At 67.1% G+C, this 19324-nt stretch carries 14 protein-coding genes; 6 read left to right on the plus strand and 8 right to left on the minus strand.

Annotation, left to right across the window (positions count from 1 at the left end):
- Window positions 1-94 precede the first annotated feature (94 nt).
- Window positions 95-763 carry a lipoyl(octanoyl) transferase LipB gene (gene lipB / locus AC5RUO_RS17570; RefSeq protein WP_494104179.1) on the minus strand — a complete coding sequence of 223 codons (669 nt, stop codon included), beginning with the start codon at window positions 761-763 and terminating at the stop codon, window positions 95-97.
- A gap of 139 nt (window positions 764-902) precedes the next feature.
- Between lipB and AC5RUO_RS17575 the strand changes: the two genes are divergently transcribed.
- A complete protein-coding gene (locus AC5RUO_RS17575) occupies window positions 903-2609 on the plus strand; it encodes a serine/threonine-protein kinase (protein WP_494104180.1) in 1707 nt (568 codons plus the stop codon).
- 22 nt (window positions 2610-2631) lie between these two features.
- Here the strand turns inward: AC5RUO_RS17575 and AC5RUO_RS17580 are convergent, their stop codons facing one another.
- Window positions 2632-3543: a TIGR01777 family oxidoreductase gene (locus AC5RUO_RS17580; RefSeq protein WP_494104181.1), complete on the minus strand. Its 912-nt coding sequence runs from the start codon at window positions 3541-3543 to the stop codon at window positions 2632-2634.
- A 72-nt stretch (window positions 3544-3615) separates the two neighbouring features.
- On the opposite strand from AC5RUO_RS17580, the gene AC5RUO_RS17585 reads away from it, so the two are divergent.
- Window positions 3616-7125, plus strand: a complete 3510-nt coding sequence (locus tag AC5RUO_RS17585) for a S41 family peptidase (protein WP_494104182.1) — start codon at window positions 3616-3618, stop codon at window positions 7123-7125.
- 74 nt (window positions 7126-7199) lie between these two features.
- Here AC5RUO_RS17585 and AC5RUO_RS17590 read toward each other — a convergent pair whose 3' ends face one another.
- From AC5RUO_RS17590 to AC5RUO_RS17610, 5 genes are all read right to left on the minus strand, one after another.
- The gene (locus tag AC5RUO_RS17590; RefSeq protein ID WP_494104183.1) at window positions 7200-7628 is read right to left on the minus strand and encodes an OsmC family protein; all 429 of its coding nucleotides are present in this window, start codon (window positions 7626-7628) and stop codon (window positions 7200-7202) included.
- Window positions 7629-7771: 143 nt separating this feature from the next.
- Window positions 7772-8122 (minus strand): hypothetical protein, encoded by a 351-nt coding sequence (locus AC5RUO_RS17595; RefSeq protein WP_494011002.1) that lies wholly within the window; start codon window positions 8120-8122, stop codon window positions 7772-7774.
- Between the two features lie 149 nt (window positions 8123-8271).
- Entirely contained in the window at window positions 8272-10017 is a 1746-nt protein-coding gene (sucB, locus tag AC5RUO_RS17600; protein WP_494011003.1) for a 2-oxoglutarate dehydrogenase, E2 component, dihydrolipoamide succinyltransferase, read from the minus strand.
- 114 nt (window positions 10018-10131) lie between these two features.
- Complete coding sequence (gene lpdA, locus AC5RUO_RS17605; protein ID WP_494011004.1) at window positions 10132-11514, minus strand: dihydrolipoyl dehydrogenase; 1383 nt, start codon at window positions 11512-11514, stop codon at window positions 10132-10134.
- Window positions 11515-11766: 252 nt separating this feature from the next.
- Window positions 11767-13290, minus strand: coding sequence for a leucyl aminopeptidase (locus AC5RUO_RS17610; RefSeq protein WP_494104184.1), 1524 nt, complete (start codon window positions 13288-13290; stop codon window positions 11767-11769).
- A 260-nt stretch (window positions 13291-13550) separates the two neighbouring features.
- On the opposite strand from AC5RUO_RS17610, the gene AC5RUO_RS17615 reads away from it, so the two are divergent.
- From AC5RUO_RS17615 to AC5RUO_RS17630, 4 genes are all read left to right on the plus strand, one after another.
- Window positions 13551-14489 (plus strand): proteasome assembly chaperone family protein, encoded by a 939-nt coding sequence (locus tag AC5RUO_RS17615; protein ID WP_494104185.1) that lies wholly within the window; start codon window positions 13551-13553, stop codon window positions 14487-14489.
- A 65-nt stretch (window positions 14490-14554) separates the two neighbouring features.
- Entirely contained in the window at window positions 14555-15907 is a 1353-nt protein-coding gene (locus AC5RUO_RS17620; RefSeq protein ID WP_494053630.1) for an MFS transporter, read from the plus strand.
- Between the two features lie 76 nt (window positions 15908-15983).
- Window positions 15984-17189 carry a DUF4192 family protein gene (locus AC5RUO_RS17625; protein WP_494011008.1) on the plus strand — a complete coding sequence of 402 codons (1206 nt, stop codon included), beginning with the start codon at window positions 15984-15986 and terminating at the stop codon, window positions 17187-17189.
- A gap of 345 nt (window positions 17190-17534) precedes the next feature.
- The gene (locus AC5RUO_RS17630; protein WP_494104186.1) at window positions 17535-18839 is read left to right on the plus strand and encodes an RNA polymerase sigma factor; all 1305 of its coding nucleotides are present in this window, start codon (window positions 17535-17537) and stop codon (window positions 18837-18839) included.
- A 219-nt stretch (window positions 18840-19058) separates the two neighbouring features.
- Here AC5RUO_RS17630 and AC5RUO_RS17635 read toward each other — a convergent pair whose 3' ends face one another.
- Window positions 19059-19280: a DUF7455 domain-containing protein gene (locus AC5RUO_RS17635; RefSeq protein WP_009358954.1), complete on the minus strand. Its 222-nt coding sequence runs from the start codon at window positions 19278-19280 to the stop codon at window positions 19059-19061.
- Between the last annotated feature and the right edge of the window lie 44 nt (window positions 19281-19324).

The raw sequence follows: 19324 nt of genomic DNA on the forward strand, positions 1-19324 counted from the left end.
ACCTTGGCCTTGATCCAGTCCGGCTTGCGCTCCACCGGGACGGCCGCGTTGCGCTGCTCGATCCGCAGCATCTTCCGGCCTTCGGGTGCCAGTGTCACAGTAGAGCTCCTTCAGGGCTTGATACGAGTGCTTCTTCGTGCTTGCGGAATTCTTCCACAATGCGTTCAACAATGTGGGCCGGGCGGATGTCCTGCCCCGTCTCCAGGGACATTGTGGTCACTCCCGCATCCGTGATGCCGCAGGCGATGATCTGCCCGTAAGGTGCCAGGTCATTGCTGCAGTTAATGGCGATGCCGTGCATGGTGACACCGTTAAGTACCCTGATGCCAACGGCGGCTATTTTTCGGTCCGGACCCTTTTCGTCAGCCCTGATCCAGACGCCGGCCCGGCCTTTGATGCGTTCGGCCTGAATGCCGTAGTCGGACATGACGGCGATCATTATCGCTTCCAGCCGCTCAACGTAGTCCCGGATTCCCGTGCGGTTCTTCAGTTTGAGGATGGGGTAGGCAATGAGCTGGCCGGGCCCGTGCCAGGTGAGCTTTCCGCCGCGGTCCACAGCCACAACGGGAGTGCCGTCGAAGGGCCGCTCGTGGTCTTCCGTGAGCTTTCCAGCGGTGTAGACGGCAGCATGTTCCAGCAAGAGCACAGTGCTTGGTGCCTGGCCTGCGACTACATTGTCATGGAGTTCGCGCTGGATGTCCCACGCCTGCTGGTAATCCACGAAGTCGGGGGCCAGACCCAGCTGTGAAAACTCAAGAGTCATGGCATCCAGCTTAGACCCCGCAGCGCCGCGTACCCGGTTTAGTGGCCAACCTCACCACCTCTGCCCGCACCCACTGGTGGAAGAGCGCTGCCTGTGGATAACTTCTGCAGGCTCCAGCGGATTCCACTAGACATGAGGGATGGACGAGACAACGGTTCCGCAGGTTCCCGGCTACACCACGGGGCGGCTCCTAGGCCACGGCGGAAGCGCCACGGTCTGGTTGGGTAAGGAACACCAGACAGGCCGGGAATTCGCACTGAAGTGCTTCCACCCCACCGGTGAAAACCGGGACGGGAGCAGCGGCCTGTCTGATGACGCCGTACAAGAAGACGCCGTACAAGAAGACGCCGTACAAGAAGACGCTGTACAGCGGGAGATCCGCATCCTCTCCGTGCTGGACCACCAGCACCTCACCACCGCGCACCACGCCGTCCGCTTCGATTCCGGCTCCGGGGGCGGCACAGCGCTTGTCCTGGACTACGCCCCGGGTGGTTCTCTTGCCCATCTCGTTGCGGCCCGGGGCCGGCTGGGCATCGGGGAGACAGTCACGGTGTTGACGCCGATTGGCCAGGCGCTGGCGTACCTGCACGGCAAGGGGTTCACGCATTCGGACGTTGCGCCCGGAAACGTGCTGTTCACCGGCCAGGGCAAGCCGTTGCTGTCCGACGTCGGCATCGCACGGATACTGGGCGATCCCGACCGCGGGGGAGACTTCGGTACACCCGGTTTCCTGGATCCTGCGCCGGTGGATTCGGTGCGTGCCGGTCTCCAGCCGGAACGGGATGTCTACTCGCTGGCGGCCGTCGGCTGGTACTGCCTGACCGGCGCCGCGCCGCCCGTGACGGCCGAGCGCCCACCGCTGTCCCTGCTCGTTCCGGACGTGCCGAAGGAACTTGCCGCTGCCCTGGAATCCGGGCTCAACGAGGACAGGCGGCTGCGGCCAACGGCTGCGGCCCTGGCGGCTGCCGTCTATCGGAGCGCTCCGACCAGCCCTGTCGACCTGGCGGCCTCTGTCCATCCCACCGTCCTTCCGGAACTGGTGACGCGCAGGCATGCCGCGCCGTCGTCCGGTCGGAACAGGATCATCCGGCCCGCCAGGCTCAAGGAAAAGCTGGATGGCTGGCATCGCAGAATGCTGGCGGCACGCTGGGCCAAGGGACGGACCCCCGGTCCGCGGCTGCCGTTCCCGTCCACAGCCGCGGCGCCCGCTGCCCGCGGAAAACACGCCGGTGCCGCGGTCCGGGCCTTGCCGGGCAGGCCCCGCTGGAAGCCGTTCGTCATGCCTGCCGCCGCTGCCGTGGCCCTGGCCGTGGCTTGGTGGATGGCGGCGGCGGCCCCGGTGGGCCTGCTGCCAGCTGAACCCGGCAGCGCAGCCGGAGCGGCCGCCGGCACTGCGGCTGTTCCCGGCCAGGCGGGTGCAGGGCCGGACAGGGTCAGGGAGGCAAGGCAGCAAGCCGCGGCGCCGGACCCTGCCGTGGCTGTGGCAGGACTTGCGGCCCTCCGCGACCACGCGTTCGCCAGCGGCAGGCTGGAACTGCTGGATGAAGTGAATGCGGCAGGTTCACCGGCGGCTGCCGCAGACAGCGGGACCGCGGAGAGGCTCCGCGGCTCAGGCCATGTGCTGGCAGGGTTCACCAGCCTCCTGTCCGACGTAGCGGCCGAAGACGTGGCCCCGGGTGGACGTGCCGTGGTCAGCGCCACCTCGGCCACCTCTGCGTACGAGGAGACGGACCGTGCAGGAACGGTGGTTGCATCAGGTGCGGCAAGCGGCGGCCAGCGCCTGCGCCTGGTCCTGGCGTCCGTGGACGGCGGGTGGCGGATCAGTGAGATACTGCCCGGGTCCTGAACCCCGGCCGGGACTGGCCGGGCTAGTCCAAAGCCTCGGCGCCCTCGGTTCCGGCCACCCATTGGGCCGCCTGCCCCAGCGCCGGATGCTGCCACCGGAACCCCGCGCCCGAGAGGGCAGCGGGTTCCATCCGCTGGCTGGACAGCAGCAGTTCTTCGGCCAGGTTCCGCATCACGAGCCGGAGCACCGGCGCCGGAACCCGGAAGGAGGCGGGACGGTGCAGGGCACGGGCGAGTGCTTCAACGATGGTGTTGACATCGGCCTCCTCGGGGGCGCACAGGTTGACAGGGCCGCTGACCGAAGACTCCAGGAGGAAGAGGAAGGCGGCCGATACGTCCGGGAGGGTGACCCAGGGCCAGAACTGCCTGCCATCGCCGAAGGGCCCGCCAACGCCGAGCCGCAGCAGCGGCAACAGCCTGCCGAGGGCCCCGCCGGAGCGGCTGAAAACCACACCGGTGCGTGGCACGACAACCCGGACTCCGGACGGCGCAGTGGCCGCGGCGGCCTCCCACTCCACGCAGATCCGGGACAGGATGCCCGACCCCGGCGGAGCGTCCTCCCGCAGGACAGTATTGCCGGCGTCGCCGTAGTACCCCGAGCCGGACTGGCTGATGAATACCGCCGGCGGCGTGTCCAGTTGCCGCATTGCCTGCGTGAGTGTGCGGGTCGGCTGAAGGCGCGAGCTGAACAGTTCATCAACCCGCTTCCGCGTCCATGGCCTGTCGCCGATGCCGGCACCTGACAGATTCACGACGGCGTCTGCCCCCGCCAGTGCGGAGGGGTCGAGCAGGCCGTTGGCCGGATCCCAGCGGATTTCCCCGCTCGAGGAAGGTTCGCGCCTGACGAGGGCGGTCACCTGGTGGCCGGCGCCGCGGAAAGTTTCGGACATGTGGGTCCCGAGCAGCCCGGAGGCTCCTGCCATAACGATGCGCATGCTCCATCACATCACGGGCGCGGGCGGCCGCACTTCCGGCAGGGCCGCGGGAGGGTTGACTATGATCAAACGATGACTTCTTCGAGCTACTTCCGTTACCCGCATGTGCATGGTGACCTGGTCACTTTCGTGGCCGAGGACGACGTGTGGATCGCCCCGCTGGAGGGCGGCCGGGCCTGGCGGGTCTCCTCCCTGCAGCTGCCCGCGCGCAACCCCCGTTTCACGCCCGACGGGAAGCGCCTGGTGTGGACAGTGGTCCAGGGGACGGCGCCGGAAGTTGTGGCCGCGGACGTCGACGGCGGTAACTACCGGCAGCTGACCTACTTCGGCCACAGCACCACCCGGGTCAAGGGTTTCACGGCCAACGGGTCCGTGCTGGTGACCAGCGCCTTCCGCCAGGCCGAAAGCCGGCATACCTACGCCTACAGTGTCCCGGTGGAGGGCGGCTGGGCCGAAGAGCTGCCCTTCGGCCCGGTGGAGTCGGTGGCGTTCGGGCCCGAGGTGGGGGATGAGCGGCCCGTGGTGGTGGGCAGTGTGCTGTCCCGCGAACCGGCCTGGTGGAAGCGCTATCGCGGCGGCACCGCAGGGAAGCTGTGGATCGACGCAGACGGCAACGGGGAGTTCGAGCGACTGCTGCCGGACCTTAACGGCAACCTCGCGGACCCTATGTGGGTGGACGGCCGTATCGCCTTCCTGTCCGACCATGAGGGCTACGGCAACCTCTATTCGGTCCTTCCCGGGGGGAGCGACCTGCGCCGCCACACGGACCACGAGGACTTCTACGTCCGGCATGCCGCCAGCGACGGAAAGCGTGTCATCTTCGAATCGGCCGGCGAACTGTGGATCCTGCACAGCCTGGACTCCGACGCCGTGCGGCTGGACATCGCACTGGGCTCCGCCTCCCAGTCCCGGCGACCGGCATTGCTGAAGACTTCAAAGCACCTGGGCGCGGTGGTGCCTGACACCGCTGGGACAGCCAGCGCCGTGGAAGCGCACGGCACCATCCACTGGCTCCGCCACAAGGACGGGCCGTCCCGGATCGTCGAGGCGACACCGGGTGTGCGCGGGCGCCTGCCACGGCCACTCGGCGACGGCCGGATTGCCTATGTCGCCGACCATGGCGGCGTGGAGGCCCTGCACATCAGGGACATTGTGGCAACGGTTGAGCACAACGCCACTCCCGCCGTCCAGGACGACGGACCGGCGGGCACCAAGCCGGGGGAGGCGCCCACTCCTGCCGACGGTGCCGGCGATGCGCCGGTGCTCCCGCAGCCCGTCCCGGCGGCCGGCGCCGCGGTGCTGGCCGCGGCCGGCACCTTTGTCCCCGCGGACGACCAGCAGGCGGACCCGCAGCAGGCCGACGTCGCCCCGGAGGACACCGTATCCGCAGCAGACGCCCAGTCCGGGGCGGACGCCCCGGGGATCAACATTCCCATGCCGTCCCGGGCCAGCGCCCTGGAGGCCAGCCCCGACGGGCGCCGGGTAGCCGTTGGCACCTCTTTCGGTGAGGTGTATGCGGCGGACACCCGCACGGGCGACTTTGTCCTGGTGGCCAGCATCGGGGAAGGCACCATCTCGGAACTGGCGTGGTCGCCCGACTCCCGGTGGCTGGTCTGGTCCGAGCCGGTCACGTCCTTCGGCTCGCGCAGCCGGCTCCGGCTGGCGGACATGGACAACCCCGGAACGGCCCCCGTTGACGTGACGGACGGCCGCTTCGGCGACAAGTCGCCGGCCTTCACCACGGACGGCAAATACCTGGCGTTCCTGTCCAACCGCAGCTTCGACCCGGTGTACGACGGCCACTCCTTCGATCTCTCCTTCCCCAGCCCCATTAAGCCGTACCTGGTGGCACTCGCCGCCGGGACGCCGTCGCCCTTCGGTCCGGCGGTGGCACCCGACGGCGGCGAAGGCTCCGTTACGGACACCCCCGGCGGGCAGGAACCCGGCGAAACTCCGGAAGTTGCGGTTGACCCCGAGGGCCTTGCACACCGCGTCATCACCGTCCCCGTGCCGCAGGGCAACTACACCTCCCTGGAAACCACGGACGGCGCGCTTCTGTGGCTTGACTGGGCACTGGCAGGCGTCACCGGCGACGGAAAAGCGAGCCAGGACGACAAGGATGCCCGCCCCAGCCTTGTCAGGTTCGACATAGCCCGGCGGAAGAAGTCCACGCTCGTGGAGTCGCTGGACAGCTACCGGCTCTCCGGGAACCGGAGCACCGTGGTGCTGATCTCGGACAAGCAGGTCACAGCGGTTCCGGGGGATGCGAAAGCGGACGAGGAATCCGGGAAGCTGGTCAAGGTGGACCTGGGCCGGATCCGCGTAGTGATGGATCCGCTCAGCGTCTGGGGCCAGGCCTTCGACGAGGCCTGGCGGCTGCAGCGGGACTTCTTCTGGGCTGAGGACATGGCGGGCCAGGACTGGGAATCCATTCACAAGCGCTACCGCCCCCTGGTTGAGCGCCTGGGATCGCACGATGACCTCGTGGACCTCCTGTGGGAGATGCACGGCGAACTGGGCACCTCCCATGCCTATGTCCGGCCGGCGCCGGTCACCGAAAACGGCAGCCATGGGCAGGGCCGGCTCGGGGCCGATATCGCCCACACTCCGGCGGGCTGGGAAATCACCCGGATCCTGGCCGGCGAATCCTCGGACCCGTTGGCCACATCGCCCCTGACGCGGCCGGGCGTGGACGCCAAGGCCGGAGACATCCTGCTGGCCATCGACGGCGTCCCGCTCTCGGCATCCGTCACCCCGGCCATGCAGCTGGTGGGTGCGGCCGGACGGGCGGTGGAGCTGACCCTCCTTAACGGCCCCGCCCATACAGGTGCGGCTGGCACCCAGCGGCGGGTCGCCGTCGTGCCGGTCATGGACGAGGAACGCCTGCGGTACCAGGAGTGGGTAGCCGGCAACCGCCGCACCGTCCGGGAAGCATCCGCCGGAACCTTCGGCTACCTGCATATCCCTGACATGATGGCCAACGGCTGGGCACAGCTCCACCGCGACCTGGACACCGAAACCGCGCTGGACGGGCTCATCGTGGATGTCAGGCGGAACCGTGGCGGCCACACGTCGCAGCTGGTGGCGGAACTGATCGGCCGGAAAGTCACGGGCTGGAGCATGCCGCGCGGGGAGAAGCCGCGGACCTATCCGCACCACGCACCGCGAGGGCCCGTCATCGTGCTGGCGGACGAGTTCGCCGGTTCGGACGGGGACATCATCACCCAGGTGTCCAAGCTGCGGGGGATCGGCCCCGTGATCGGGACCCGTACCTGGGGCGGAGTGGTCGGCATCGACAACAGGTTCGCCCTGGCGGACGGCACGGGCGTCACCCAGCCGCGCTACGCCAACTGGTTCAGCGGGGGCGTGGGGTGGAGCGTCGAAAACTATGGCGTCGATCCGGACATTGAGGTGGCCTACCCGCCGCACGCCTACGCCGCAGGCCGGGACCCGCAGCTGGAGTACGGCATCGGTGCCCTGAAGGAAATGATCCAGGAACTTCCCACCGACCGCCCGCCGGCCCGCGAGGGGTACCGCCGGCTCCGCCCGGCTCCCTTGCCTGCGCGCAGCCAGGGCAAGTAACCCAGGAACAAGGAAAGGCCCTGCACCCCCGGAATTCTCCCGGGCGTGCAGGGCCTTTGCCGCTTACTGGCGGATCAGGACACCAGCGTGGCGTCCATCGTGATGTCGATGCTTGCCAGGGCGCCTGAAACCGGGCAACCCACCTTGGCTTCGCCGGCAATCTTCTGGAACTCGTCCTCAGAGATTCCCGGGACCCTGGCCTCGACCGTCAGGTGGCTGCCGGTGATGCCGGTGCCCGGAACGAACGTCACGTCAGCCTTGGCGCGGACTTCTTCGGGAGTGTGTCCGGCCTTCGCCAGTTCATTGCTGAAGGCCATCGAGAAGCATGCTGCGTGGGCTGCGGCAATGAGTTCCTCAGGGCTGGTCTTGCCGTTGGCCGCTTCGGTGCGGGCTTTCCAGGTGACATCGAACGTGCCCAGGCCTGAGGTGGCCAGGCTGGTGGTTCCGGCGCCTTCCGTCAGGTTGCCGTTCCATACTGCATTTGCTGAACGTGTTGCTGCCATATTCACTCCTCAAGTCGATGTGTACCGGGGCAGGCCGCTGCCTGGACCCCGCCGTTTCCCATCCTAGGGACTTCACCCGGCGGGTGCATCCGTGTCCGCTGCCGGTGGATTGTGACTCCGGCGGGATAGGAAACAGGCCAGGGTCAGTTCCAGATGGTGGCGATGGCGATGTTCAGCAGCGCCAGGCCGCCCACGGCATGGGCCAGGCCGGGGCTGACGTCCTGGCCGGCCTTGTACTTCCGGCGGCCGATGAAGGCCAGGACGCCGACAACCAGGGCGATGACGAGCTTGATGCCCAGTTTCGCGTAATTGGCATCCATGTCGAGGGCCGGGATGAGGCCCATCAGGGCCACGCCGGTGAGGAGCTGCAGCATGGCGCCGTCGAACTGGCGGGGGTGGACGGTGGGCTTCTTCATTTGCCCGATCCAGATGCCCACGATCATGGCCGCGCCGACGATATGCAGGAAAACCACAATGTTGTAGAGGATGTTCATGGGACCAGTGTAGCCAGTTGTTCTACGTCCGGTAGTAGACGCGCTGACGTGCGGCGGACTGCCTGAAGGGCATTAAAGAACGACGGCGGCGCGGGCCGCGGGGGGTTGTCCCACCGCCGGCCTGCACCGCCGTCGTCCGTGGCTGGCTGCTACAGCCCCAGGTCCGCTTCGAAAGCGCCTTCTTCAAGGCGGGCCTTCAGGGTCTGGAGGAAACGGCCGGCGTCTGCGCCGTCCACCAGGCGGTGGTCGTACGTCAGCGACAGGTACATCATGGAGCGGATGGCGATCGAGTCGTCACCGTTTTCGTCGGCAACCACCACAGCGCGCTTGACGATCGCGCCGGTGCCGAGGATACCCACCTGCGGCTGGTTGATGATCGGGGTGTCGAACAGGGCACCCACCGAGCCGATGTTGGTGATGCTGAACGTGCCGCCGGACAGCTCGTCCGGGCCGATCTTGCCGTCGCGGGTACGGGCTGCGACGTCGGCGATCTTGCCGGCCAGGCCGGCGAGGTTCAGGTTGCCGGCGTCGGAGATGACCGGCACCAGCAGGCCCTTGTCGGTGTCGACGGCGATCGCCAGGTGCTCGGCGTTGTGGTACGTGATCTCCTGCTTGTCCTCATCGTAGGCAGCATTGAGCTTGGGGTGCTGCTTGAGGGCCTCGGCAACAGCCTTGGCGATGAAGGGCAGGAAGGTCAGCTTAGTGCCGTTCTGGGCCTGGAACGAGTTCTTGGCCCGGGTCCGCAGCTTGGCGATCCTGGTCATGTCCACTTCGTGGACCTGCGTCAGCTGGGTGGAGATTTCCAGGGATTCGCGCATGCGGCGGGCGATGACCTGGCGGATGCGCGGAGCCTTCTGCGTGGTGCCGCGCAGGGAGGAGACAGGGGCGGAAGAAGCCGCCGGGGCGGCTGCTGCAGGTGCTGCGGCCGGAGCTGCCTTGGCCTCGGCAGCGGCGATGACGTCCTGCTTGCGGATGCGGCCGCCGACGCCGGTGCCGGAGAGCGAGGCGATGTCCACGCCGTGCTGGTTGGCAAGCTTGCGGACCAGGGGAGTGACGTAGCCGGACTCGCCTCCTGCGGATGGGGCTTCGGCTGCTGCCGGGGCGGGTGCGGCCGCGGGGGCGGGTGCTGCCTGCTGCGGAGCCTCTTCCTTCGGAGCCTCGGGTGCAGGTGCTGGCTTGGGGGCCTCTTCCTTCGGGGCTTCCTGGGCGGGAGCCTCCTTGGCGGGGGCGGCCGGAGCAGCCTGCGGAGCCTCCGCGGGAGCAGCAGCGGCGCCGGAGCCGATGACGGCCAGGACGGAACCAACCTCAGCGGTCTCATCCTCGTTGACGCGGATTTCCTGGAGGGTACCGGCCACGGGGGACGGGATTTCGGTGTCCACCTTGTCGGTGGAGACCTCCAGCAGGGGCTCGTCAACCTCGACGTTGTCGCCCACGGCCTTGAGCCAGCGGGTGACGGTGCCTTCGGTGACGCTCTCGCCCAGGGCGGGGAGGGTGACTTCGTGGCCTTCGCCGCCGCCGGCGGGTGCTTCCGCTGCCGGTGCGGCAGCGGAAGCTTCCGGTGCCGCAGCTTCCTGGGCAGGGGCCTCCTGTGCCGGTGCCTCTTTGGCCGGGGCAGCGGCCGGAGCTTCTTCGGCCGGGGCAGCCGAACCGCCGTCGGAGCCGTCGCCGATGCGCACCAGGGGTGCGCCTACCTCGGCGGTCTCGTCTTCGGCCACCAGGATTTCCTCAATCACGCCAGCTACAGGAGAGGGGATTTCAGTGTCTACTTTGTCGGTGGAAACCTCGAGCAGCGGCTCGTCCACCTCTACCCGGTCACCTACCTGCTTGAGCCAGCGGGTGACGGTTCCTTCGGTGACGCTCTCACCGAGGGCGGGCAAGTTAACGGATTCAGACATGTCGTCCCCGTTCTCCTTATTGATCTTTAGTGCGATTGAATGCTGCCTGATTTTGAGCCTGGTGCCCCGGGGTTTCCATGCCGGGTGCACCAGGCTCCATGGTGCTGCGGAAAATCAGCCGTGGAGCGGCTTGCCCGCGAGTGCCAGGTGGGCTTCGCCCAGGGACTCGTTCTGGGTGGGGTGTGCGTGCACCAGTTGGGCCACATCCTCCGGGTAGGCTTCCCAGTTCACGATCAGCTGGGCCTCGCCCACCTGTTCGCCCATGCGGGCGCCGATCATGTGGACGCCCACAACGGGGCCGTCCTTCTGCCGGACAAGCTTGACCAGGCCGGACGTGCCCAGGATGGAGCTCTTGCCGTTGCCGGCGAGGTTGTATTCCTGGGTCTGTACCTGGTCCTCGCCGAACTTCTCCTTGGCGGCCTTTTCGGTGTAGCCCACGGTGGCGATTTCAGGCTCGGAGTAGGTGACCTTGGGGATGTTGATGTCCTCGACGATCACGGGCTTCAGGCCGGCGATCTCCTCGGCGACGAAGATGCCTTGCTGGTAGCCGCGGTGCGCAAGCTGGACGCCGGGAACGATGTCGCCCACTGCGTAGATGTTGCCCACGCCGGTATGCAGGCGCTCGTTGGTGATGACGAAGCCGCGGTCGATGGTGATGCCGGCTTCCTCGTATCCGAGGTTGGCGGTGACGGGGCCGCGGCCCACGGCAACCAGGAGGAGGTCTGCCTCGAACGTCTTGCCGTCCACCAGGGTGACCTTGACACCGTTTTCGTTCTGCTCGACGCCCTGGAAGAACACGCCGGTGGAGAACTTGATGCCGCGCTTCTTGAACGCACGCTCGAAGTTCTTGATGATGGTGGCGTCCTCGTTGGGGACCAGCGAGGGCAGGCCTTCGACGATGGTGACGTCCACGCCGAACGACTTCCAAACCGAGGCGAATTCGACGCCGATGACGCCGCCGCCCAGGATGATGGCGCTCTTCGGGATGGAGTCCATGGTGAGGGCCTGGTCGGAGGTGATGACCTTGCCGCCGATTTCAAGTCCGGGCAGCGTGCGGGAGTAGGAACCCGTAGCCAGGATGATGTTCTTGCCCTTGTAGGCGGTGCCGTTTACTACGACGGTGTCGGTGCCCTGGAGCTTGCCTTCACCTTCGATGACGGTGATGCCCTTGGACTTGATGAGGCCCTGGAGGCCCTTGTACTTGCCGGCGATAATGCCGTCCTTGTACGCGTTGACGGCGTTGATGTCGATGCTGTCCAAGGTGACGTTCACGCCGTACTTGGCGGAGTCACGGGCGTGGTCGGCCAGCTCTGCGGAGTGCAGGAGGGCCTTGGTGGGGATGCAGCCGTTGTGGAGGCAGGTACCGCCCAGCTTTGCCTTTTCCACGAGGCCGACGGTGAGGCCAAGCTGTACTGCCCGCAGCGCCGCAGCGTATCCGCCGCTGCCGCCACCGAGTACCAGGATGTCGAATTCTTGCGCAGTTGCCTGATCGGCCACTTAAACGCTCCCTCGCGTGAACGATGACGCGTTTCTGCGCGCATCATCTGGTCTTGGAACTTGCACTGCCGTGATTATGTCAGCAGGGCAACTCTCTTGCATTTGTGACTACCGTGGTTCACCTTAGCGAACCACTTATCCATGCTCCACCTTGGCACAGTGTTTGGGGAGCGCTTTGTGTCGAGTGTCACGCGGCATTGTGGCGGAGGGATCACCCCGTGCCACAACGCCGCGCGGCACAAGCCGGATGCGTCAGGCGGCCGCCAGGATGTCCTCAACGTAGGCCACCAGGGTGCGGACCGTGCAGCCCGTGCCCTGCTTGTGCGTGTAGCCGTACGGGCTGCCGTTGTTAAAGGACGGGCCGGCGATATCGATGTGGGCCCAGGGGATCTGTGCGCCGTCCTTGTCCTTGCCCACGAATTCCTGCAGGAAGACGGCTGCGGTCATCATGCCGCCGTGGCGTTCGCCGATGTTGGCCAGGTCCGCAACCTGGGAGTCGAGGCTGGGGCGCAGTTCCTCCGGCAGCGGCATCGGCCAGACCAGTTCCCCGGCGCGGTCGGCCGCGGCCTTGAGGGCCGTGGTGACGGCTTCGGAGCCCATGATGCCGGCGGTCCGGTTTCCCAGGGCGATCAGCTGGGCGCCCGTCAGGGTGGCGACGTCGATAATGGCGTCCGGGTATTCGCGGCTTGCCGCCACGATGCCGTCCGCCATCACCAGACGGCCTTCGGCGTCGGTGTTCAGGACCTCCACAGTCTTCCCGCCGAACATGGTCAGCACGTCGGCGGGCCGCGAGGCGGCACCCGAGGGCATGTTCTCCGCAATGCACAACCACGCGGTCGCCTTGACCGGCAGGCCCAGCCCGGCGAGGGCAAGCACAGTATTAAGGACGACGGCGGCGCCCGCCATGTCACTCTTCATGTCGCCCATGCCGAGGGCAGGCTTGATGGAGATGCCACCGGTGTCGAAGGTGATGCCCTTGCCCACCAGGGCGATCTTCGCCGTGGCCCGGGCAGGGGAGTACTCCACCTTGACCAGGCGGGGCTGGCGGGAGGAACCCTTGCCGACGCCCATGATGCCGCCGAAGCCTTCCTTTTCCAGCCGCTTCTCGTCCCAGACCGTCACCTTGACGGGAAGGCCCTTGGCCAGGTCCTTGGCGGCCTCGGCGAACGTTTCCGGGTACAGGTGGCTGGGCGGGGTGTTCACCAGGGAGCGGGTGGCGTTGACCGCCCGGCCGATCAGGGCGGCGCGCTTCAGGGCGGCGTCAAGTTCCTTCTGGTCGGCCACATCGGTGAAGATGATGGCCTTCGAGACCGGATCCTTCAGGCCGTCCTTGGCGGACCGGAACTCAGTGAAGGAATAGGCGCCCAGCGCTGCGCCTTCGGCGACGGCCGCGACATCGGCCACCGACGCCGTCGGGAAGGCAAGGGCAACCGTGCCCAGCCCGGCCAGCTGGCGGACAGCGGAACCGGCGGCGCGGCGGAGGGCTTCGCCCGTGGGTGCAATGCCGGCCGCGACCTTGCCGACGCCGGCGAGGACGAGGATGCCCGCGCCGGTCTCGGGGAGGCCGGGCAGGCGGACGATCTGGTCTGCAGCGCCGGTCACGCCGAGTGACTTGAGTGAATCAGTGAGTGCTTCGGCGGACTTCGCGGCCAGCGGGTTATCCAGGAGGACCGGTCCGTCCGCAGCCTGCCCCACGCCGATGACTACTGCGTCGCTTGGGCTCTTTTTCAGGTCCCGGGAGACGGTACTAAGGTTGATTTCCGTATTCTTGACCACAGGGATGAGTCCTCAATTCTCGAAGATCGGTACGGGCAGGGGTGCATGTTCGGCGCTCTGCCATGGAAGACCGGATGACGGCCCTTCCGGATGCCCTCCGGGGAGGTGCAGGACCGCCTGGCAGGCCAGTTCCGATCGTAGCCCTTGGACGCGCCGGCGGAAGAATCTTCTGAGACGTGCGCCACAGGGCCGTCCGGAATGCCCGGCCGCCCGCCCGCGTTGTAATTGATGTCCACCCGTATCCATGAAAGGAACATGCCGTGCTTGAACGGATCTCCGGCTCCCTGCTGGACCCTGACGCGCTCTATGCGAGCAACATGGAGCTGTTCCACAGCCCGGAGCTCCGCGGGCTGAATCTGGTGATGGGCTTTACGGGATTCGCCGACGCCGGTCACGTGGTGAAGCAGATCAACGCCGAACTTCTCGACTCCCTCGATGCCCAGCCCGTTGCTGTTTTCGACGCCGACCAGCTGATCGACTACCGGTCCCGCAGGCCGCACCTGACTTTTGTGGAGGACCACCTCCAGGACTACCAGGAACCGCGGCTGGCGCTTTACCGGCTGGTTGACGGCCTGGGCAAACCCTTCCTGCTCCTGGCCGGTTTCGAGCCGGACCTCCAGTGGGAGCGTTTTGCCCGTGCCGTCGTCGGGATCGTGGAGAAGCTGGACATCAACCTGGTGACGTGGATCCACTCCATTCCCATGCCGGTCCCGCACACGCGGCCCATCGGGGTCACTGTGCACGGCAACAGGCCCGAGCTGATCGAGGGCATCTCCGTCTGGAAGCCCACCGTGGAAGTTCCGGCCGCCGTGGGGCACATCCTGGAGCTCCGGCTGGTGGAAGCCGGGCGGAACGTCGCCGGCTACGTCATCCACGTCCCGCACTACCTCGCTGAAGCGGAGTACCCCGCTGCGGCGGTGGCCGGCCTTGAGTACCTCGGTGCGGCAACGTCCCTCATGCTGCCCACGGACCGGCTGCGCGAGGCGGGCCGGGAAGTCACCCGCCAGATTGCCGAGCAGATCGACGCGTCGGACGAGGTCCAGCAGGTGGTGTCCCGGCTGGAGACCCGCTACGACGAAAAGGCTGACGGCATCGTGCGCCGCTCGCTGCTCGCCGACGAAAACGACGAGCTGCCCGACGCCGATGTGCTGGGCGCCGCCGTCGAGGCCTACCTTGCCCGGGAGAACCCGGCGCAGTAGGTTTCGGGGCGGCAACCGGCACGCAGCGGCGGGGGTGCCGCCGGGCATGCGGGCATAATGAAGACGTGACTGCACCCCGAGCATGGCTGATCTGGACCGTTGGAATCTTCGGGTACCTGGTGGCCGTGTCACAGCGCACGTCCTTCGGCGTGGTGGGGCTTGAGGCCACGGAGCGGTTCAATGCAACGGCGTCCGCCATCTCCTTCTTTACCGTCCTGCAGCTCCTGGTCTACGCGGCGCTGCAGATTCCCGTGGGACTCCTGGTGGACAGGTTCGGCTCGCGGGCAATGATCGCCGGCGGCGCCGTCCTCATGGGCCTGGGCCAGCTGCAGCTTGCCTTCGCCGACAGCATCCCGGGCGGGATCCTGGGCAGGGTCCTGGTGGGTGCCGGCGACGCCATGACATTCATCTCGGTGATCCGCCTGATCCCGCTGTGGTTTGCCCCGGCGCGGGTTCCTTTGGTCACCCAGCTGACGGGCATGACGGGGCAGCTGGGCCAGCTGGTGAGCGTCATCCCGTTCGCTTTCGTCCTGCATGCGGCCGGCTGGACCCCGGCCTTCCTGATGCTGGCGGGGCTGTCCGCCCTGGCAGTGGTCCTGGTGGTGGTGCTCCTGAAGGACGTCCCGCCGGGGACGGAGCGGCCGCAGGCGCAGCAGGGGCTCAAGGCCACCGGTATTTCCCTGGCCCGGGCATGGCGCCAGCCCGGAACAAGGCTGGGGATGTGGAGCCACTTCACCATCCAATTCAGCGGCACGGTGTTCGCCATGACCTGGGGCTACCCGTTCCTCATCTCCGGCCAGGGCCTGGAAGCCGGCACGGTGGCGGGGCTGATGGGTCTTTACGTTGCCGCCGGGATGGCCGTGGGCCCGTTCATCGGCCGCTTCGTGTCGCGGCATCCCCTCCGCCGCTCCACGATGGTCCTGCTGATCGCAGCCACCACCGCCGCCGCCTGGGCTGCGGTCCTGCTGACGCCCGGGCGTGCCCCGCTATGGTTGCTCGCCGCCCTGGTGGTCGCGCTGGCCATTGGCGGCCCGGGCTCCATGATCGGCTTCGACTTCGCCCGCACCTTCAACCCGGCCCATCGGATCGGAACCGCCACCGGCATCGTGAACGTGGGCGGATTCATCGCTGCGCTGGTTGCCATCTACCTGATCGGGCTTGTCCTGGACGTCCTGTACGCCAGCGGCTTCTCCAACGGCGTCCTATACGGGCTGGACCCGTTCCGCATCGCCCTGAGCGTCCAGTTCCTGCTGCTGGGATTCGGGGCCACAGCCACGCTGGTGTGCCGGCGCAAGGTCCGCCGGCAGATGGCAGCCCAGGGCGTGGTGGTTCCACCGCTGCGCACGGCCCTGGCCCGGCAGCGGCGCGAGAACTTAGCCCGGCGCCGGCAGACGTCGCCCCCAGGCAACGGCGACTAGTCCTCCACCGGCGGGACTACCCACATAGGGAAAATTCCTGCTAAAGCACCTGCACTCCCGGGCGAATGCTGGAGCCATGACAGCTCCTGAACAACTCAGAATCACCGGACCCCAGGATGTCCTCGGGTTCATACCCCATTCCCTGGGCTACTGGCCCAAAGCCAGCCTCGTGATCATCACCATGCACGGCAAGAGTCTCGGGGCCACGCTCCGGCTGGACCTGCCGGCAGGTCCGGTCCTGGCCACTCCCGGCACATACCTCCTAATGGTCCGCGGTTACCTGGAGGCTGACACGGAGGCTGATGGCGCGCTGGTGGCCGTCTTCACCGGCGGCGCCGCAGCCTCGGCGGCGGCCACCTACGGCCACTTTCTTGCAGAACTGGACTCCATGCTCCAGGGCAGGATGCCTGTGCGGGAGGCCTGGTATGTCGGCACCGATTACTGGCGGGAAGCGTACTGCGCCGATGCCACGTGCTGCCCCGTGCCCGGCAGGCCCCTCCAGGAGATCCTGGACAGCCCGCTGAACGCGGAAATGGTGTACCGCGGCAGCAGCGTGGGGCCCGCCCCCGGGCCGCAATCCGGACCGGCACAATCTGCCACTGCCCGGACCGTTCCAAGCCTGCACCGGGAGGCTGTCCTTGAAGCCGAGGCAGGGTGGGCTGAAGAACTCGACCTCCGCCGGGGGAGCAGGGCGCAGCTTCAGGCGGTTCTGGACCTGTGGGAGGCCGTGCTCGCCAGGCCGAAGGGGGAACCGTGGCTTCCGGAGGTGGAACGCGACGCGTTCCTGCGGGCATCCTTGCTGACCCCGGGCTGGCGGGACGCGGTCCTGGTGATGGCAGCTGCAGGGAAGGATGCAGCCGAAACGGGTGCCGCCCTTTTCGGCATCGTCAGGGACGGCGCCGGTTCCCACCCGGTGTCTCCGGCAATCCCGTGTCCCGCTGCGAAGCCCCAGCCACTTCAGGTGAAGGGCCCGAATCCGGGCTACGCCGACGTACTGATGGGCATCCGGCCTGATGTGCCGGACTGGGCCGGGCTCAACGCGCTGGACGTGGTCCTCGAACACCTCGCGGCGGTGGGCGGGCCTGCCGCCGCCGCGTCGCTGACGCTTCGCGGATGGATCTCCTGGTGCCGCGGCCGGGGGTCTTACGCCGCCGCGCATTTTGCGTCCGCCCTGGAGATCCAGCCGGGGTACCGCCTGGCCGAGCTCCTTCTTGAACTGGTGGGCCGGGGAGCAATCTGCGGCTGGGCCGGACGGAAAGAAGCGGCCTGGCAAAAATTCTGAACGGGCACTGCAGCCTGGAGGCGGGCAGCAAGCAGCGGTTGTGAACGCGGACGGGACGGCATCTGGCGGTGCATGGGCAGCGGGGTGGGAGCGCGCGGCGGTGATTAGGTCATTGGAGAGGCCCGATCCGGGGAAAACATGAGACAATGGATGCCGAGACCCGGTTGGGTCCGTGTATCGAGTGCCTGTGGATGTGCCCTCCGGGGAACATTGCAGCGGCTTCGGCAGTTGTCTTAAGTGACTCTGCGGGCCGTGGTGGCGCTTGGTTTTCACCACGGACTTGACAGGGTCATAGTGGTGTTGCCCGTATGGCGATTCCACAGACCACCGCTAGAAAGGTTTTCTGTGACCCCGTCTTCCACGAAGAAGGACCCCGCCGCCCAGGACGATTTGTCCGCCGAGGACAAGCAGGTTGCGACCGGCGCCAAGCGGGCAGCCACCAAGGCATCTGCCGGCGCGGACGGCAAGCGCGAGCCGAAGAAGCGCGGGCCCAAGCCCGGCGCCAAGGCGGCGGCCGAGGCCGCGAACAAGGGTTCCGCCGGTGACGTTGACCCCGACGAGGCAGAGGACGTCGAGGACCTCGACGACATCATCCTCGAGGGACCGGAAGCGGTCGAGGACGCCGACGCCGATGCTGAGGCCGATCCTGCCAAGGCCGTTGCCGGCAGCGGCAAGGGCTTCGTCTACTCGGATGCTGATGACGACGACGCCCCGGTGCAGCAGGTCATGTCCGCGGGTGCCACGGCGGACCCCGTCAAGGACTACCTCAAGCAGATCGGAAAGGTCGCCCTGCTCAACGCCGAGCAGGAAGTGGACCTTGCGCTCCGCATCGAGGCCGGACTGTTCGCCGAAGAGAAGATTGCCGCCGACGACGGCTCCATGGACCCGAAGTACAAGCGGGAACTGGAATTCATCATCCACGACGGCAAGCGTGCCAAGAACCACCTGCTGGAGGCCAACCTCCGCCTCGTGGTGTCGCTCGCCAAACGCTACACCGGCCGCGGCATGCTCTTCCTGGACCTCATCCAGGAAGGCAACCTGGGCCTGATCCGTGCAGTCGAGAAGTTCGACTACACCAAGGGCTTCAAATTTTCCACCTACGCCACCTGGTGGATCCGGCAGGCCATCACCCGCGCCATGGCGGACCAGGCCCGCACCATCCGCATCCCGGTCCACATGGTTGAAGTCATCAACAAGCTGGCCCGCGTCCAGCGCCAGATGCTCCAGGACCTGGGCCGCGAACCCACGCCCGAGGAGCTGGCACTCGAACTGGACATGACCCCTGAAAAGGTAGTGGAGGTCCAGAAGTACGGCCGCGAGCCCATTTCCCTCCACACCCCGCTGGGCGAGGACGGCGACTCCGAGTTCGGCGACCTGATCGAGGACTCGGAAGCCGTGGTTCCGGCCGACGCCGTGAGCTTCACGCTCCTGCAGGAGCAGCTGCACTCCGTACTGGACACCCTGTCCGAGCGCGAAGCCGGCGTCGTGGCGATGCGGTTCGGCCTCACCGACGGGCAGCCGAAGACTTTAGACGAAATCGGCAAGGTCTACGGCGTCACGCGTGAGCGCATCCGCCAGATCGAATCGAAGACCATGTCCAAGCTCCGCCACCCCTCCCGGTCGCAGGTGCTCCGGGACTACCTGGACTAGGTCACAGCAGGGCAAAGCGGGCCATTCCCGCCCGGGAACGGAAATTTCCCAGGCGCGGAATGGCCCGCGCTGCTGCTTAAAGGACCTGCCAGTGCTGCGCCGTGACGCGGCGCGCAGAAGATGCTGGTGACAGAGGACGCGGGTCTAAAAGCGGGTTAAAAGAGGAATGGGATTCCTCCGGCCGGAGGAATCCCATTCCCTTGGTAAGTCTCGGTGCAACTAGTCGACTTCTACGGCAGCCTTCTCATGAAGCTTGGCCGTCTCATCGTGCCAGTCGGAGCTCAACGGCTTCAGGGTAGCCTCGACCGCACGCGCGTGGTGGGCGCAGAACAGCAGCTCACCGCCGGAGGACTCGAGTACAACCCGGACATATGCCTGGGCTCCGCAACGATCGCACCGGTCGAGGGCGTTGAGCGTGCGGTCCGCCACTGCTGTTGTCATATCGGCCTCCTTAGTAGATCAGTACGTCTATATAACCAGTATTC

This window comes from Arthrobacter sp. Y3221087 (genome assembly GCF_059089905.1).

What these genes read in the sequence shown, in the direction of transcription:
- lipB (WP_494104179.1), bottom strand. Translation starts at nt 763, where the DNA reads ATGACTCTTGAGTTTTCACAGCTGGGTCTGGCCCCCGACTTCGTGGAT.
- AC5RUO_RS17575 (WP_494104180.1), top strand. Translation starts at nt 903, where the DNA reads ATGGACGAGACAACGGTTCCGCAGGTTCCCGGCTACACCACGGGGCGG.
- AC5RUO_RS17580 (WP_494104181.1), bottom strand. Translation starts at nt 3,543, where the DNA reads ATGCGCATCGTTATGGCAGGAGCCTCCGGGCTGCTCGGGACCCACATG.
- AC5RUO_RS17585 (WP_494104182.1), top strand. Translation starts at nt 3,616, where the DNA reads ATGACTTCTTCGAGCTACTTCCGTTACCCGCATGTGCATGGTGACCTG.
- AC5RUO_RS17590 (WP_494104183.1), bottom strand. Translation starts at nt 7,628, where the DNA reads ATGGCAGCAACACGTTCAGCAAATGCAGTATGGAACGGCAACCTGACG.
- AC5RUO_RS17595 (WP_494011002.1), bottom strand. Translation starts at nt 8,122, where the DNA reads ATGAACATCCTCTACAACATTGTGGTTTTCCTGCATATCGTCGGCGCG.
- sucB (WP_494011003.1), bottom strand. Translation starts at nt 10,017, where the DNA reads ATGTCTGAATCCGTTAACTTGCCCGCCCTCGGTGAGAGCGTCACCGAA.
- AC5RUO_RS17625 (WP_494011008.1), top strand. Translation starts at nt 15,984, where the DNA reads ATGACAGCTCCTGAACAACTCAGAATCACCGGACCCCAGGATGTCCTC.
- AC5RUO_RS17635 (WP_009358954.1), bottom strand. Translation starts at nt 19,280, where the DNA reads ATGACAACAGCAGTGGCGGACCGCACGCTCAACGCCCTCGACCGGTGC.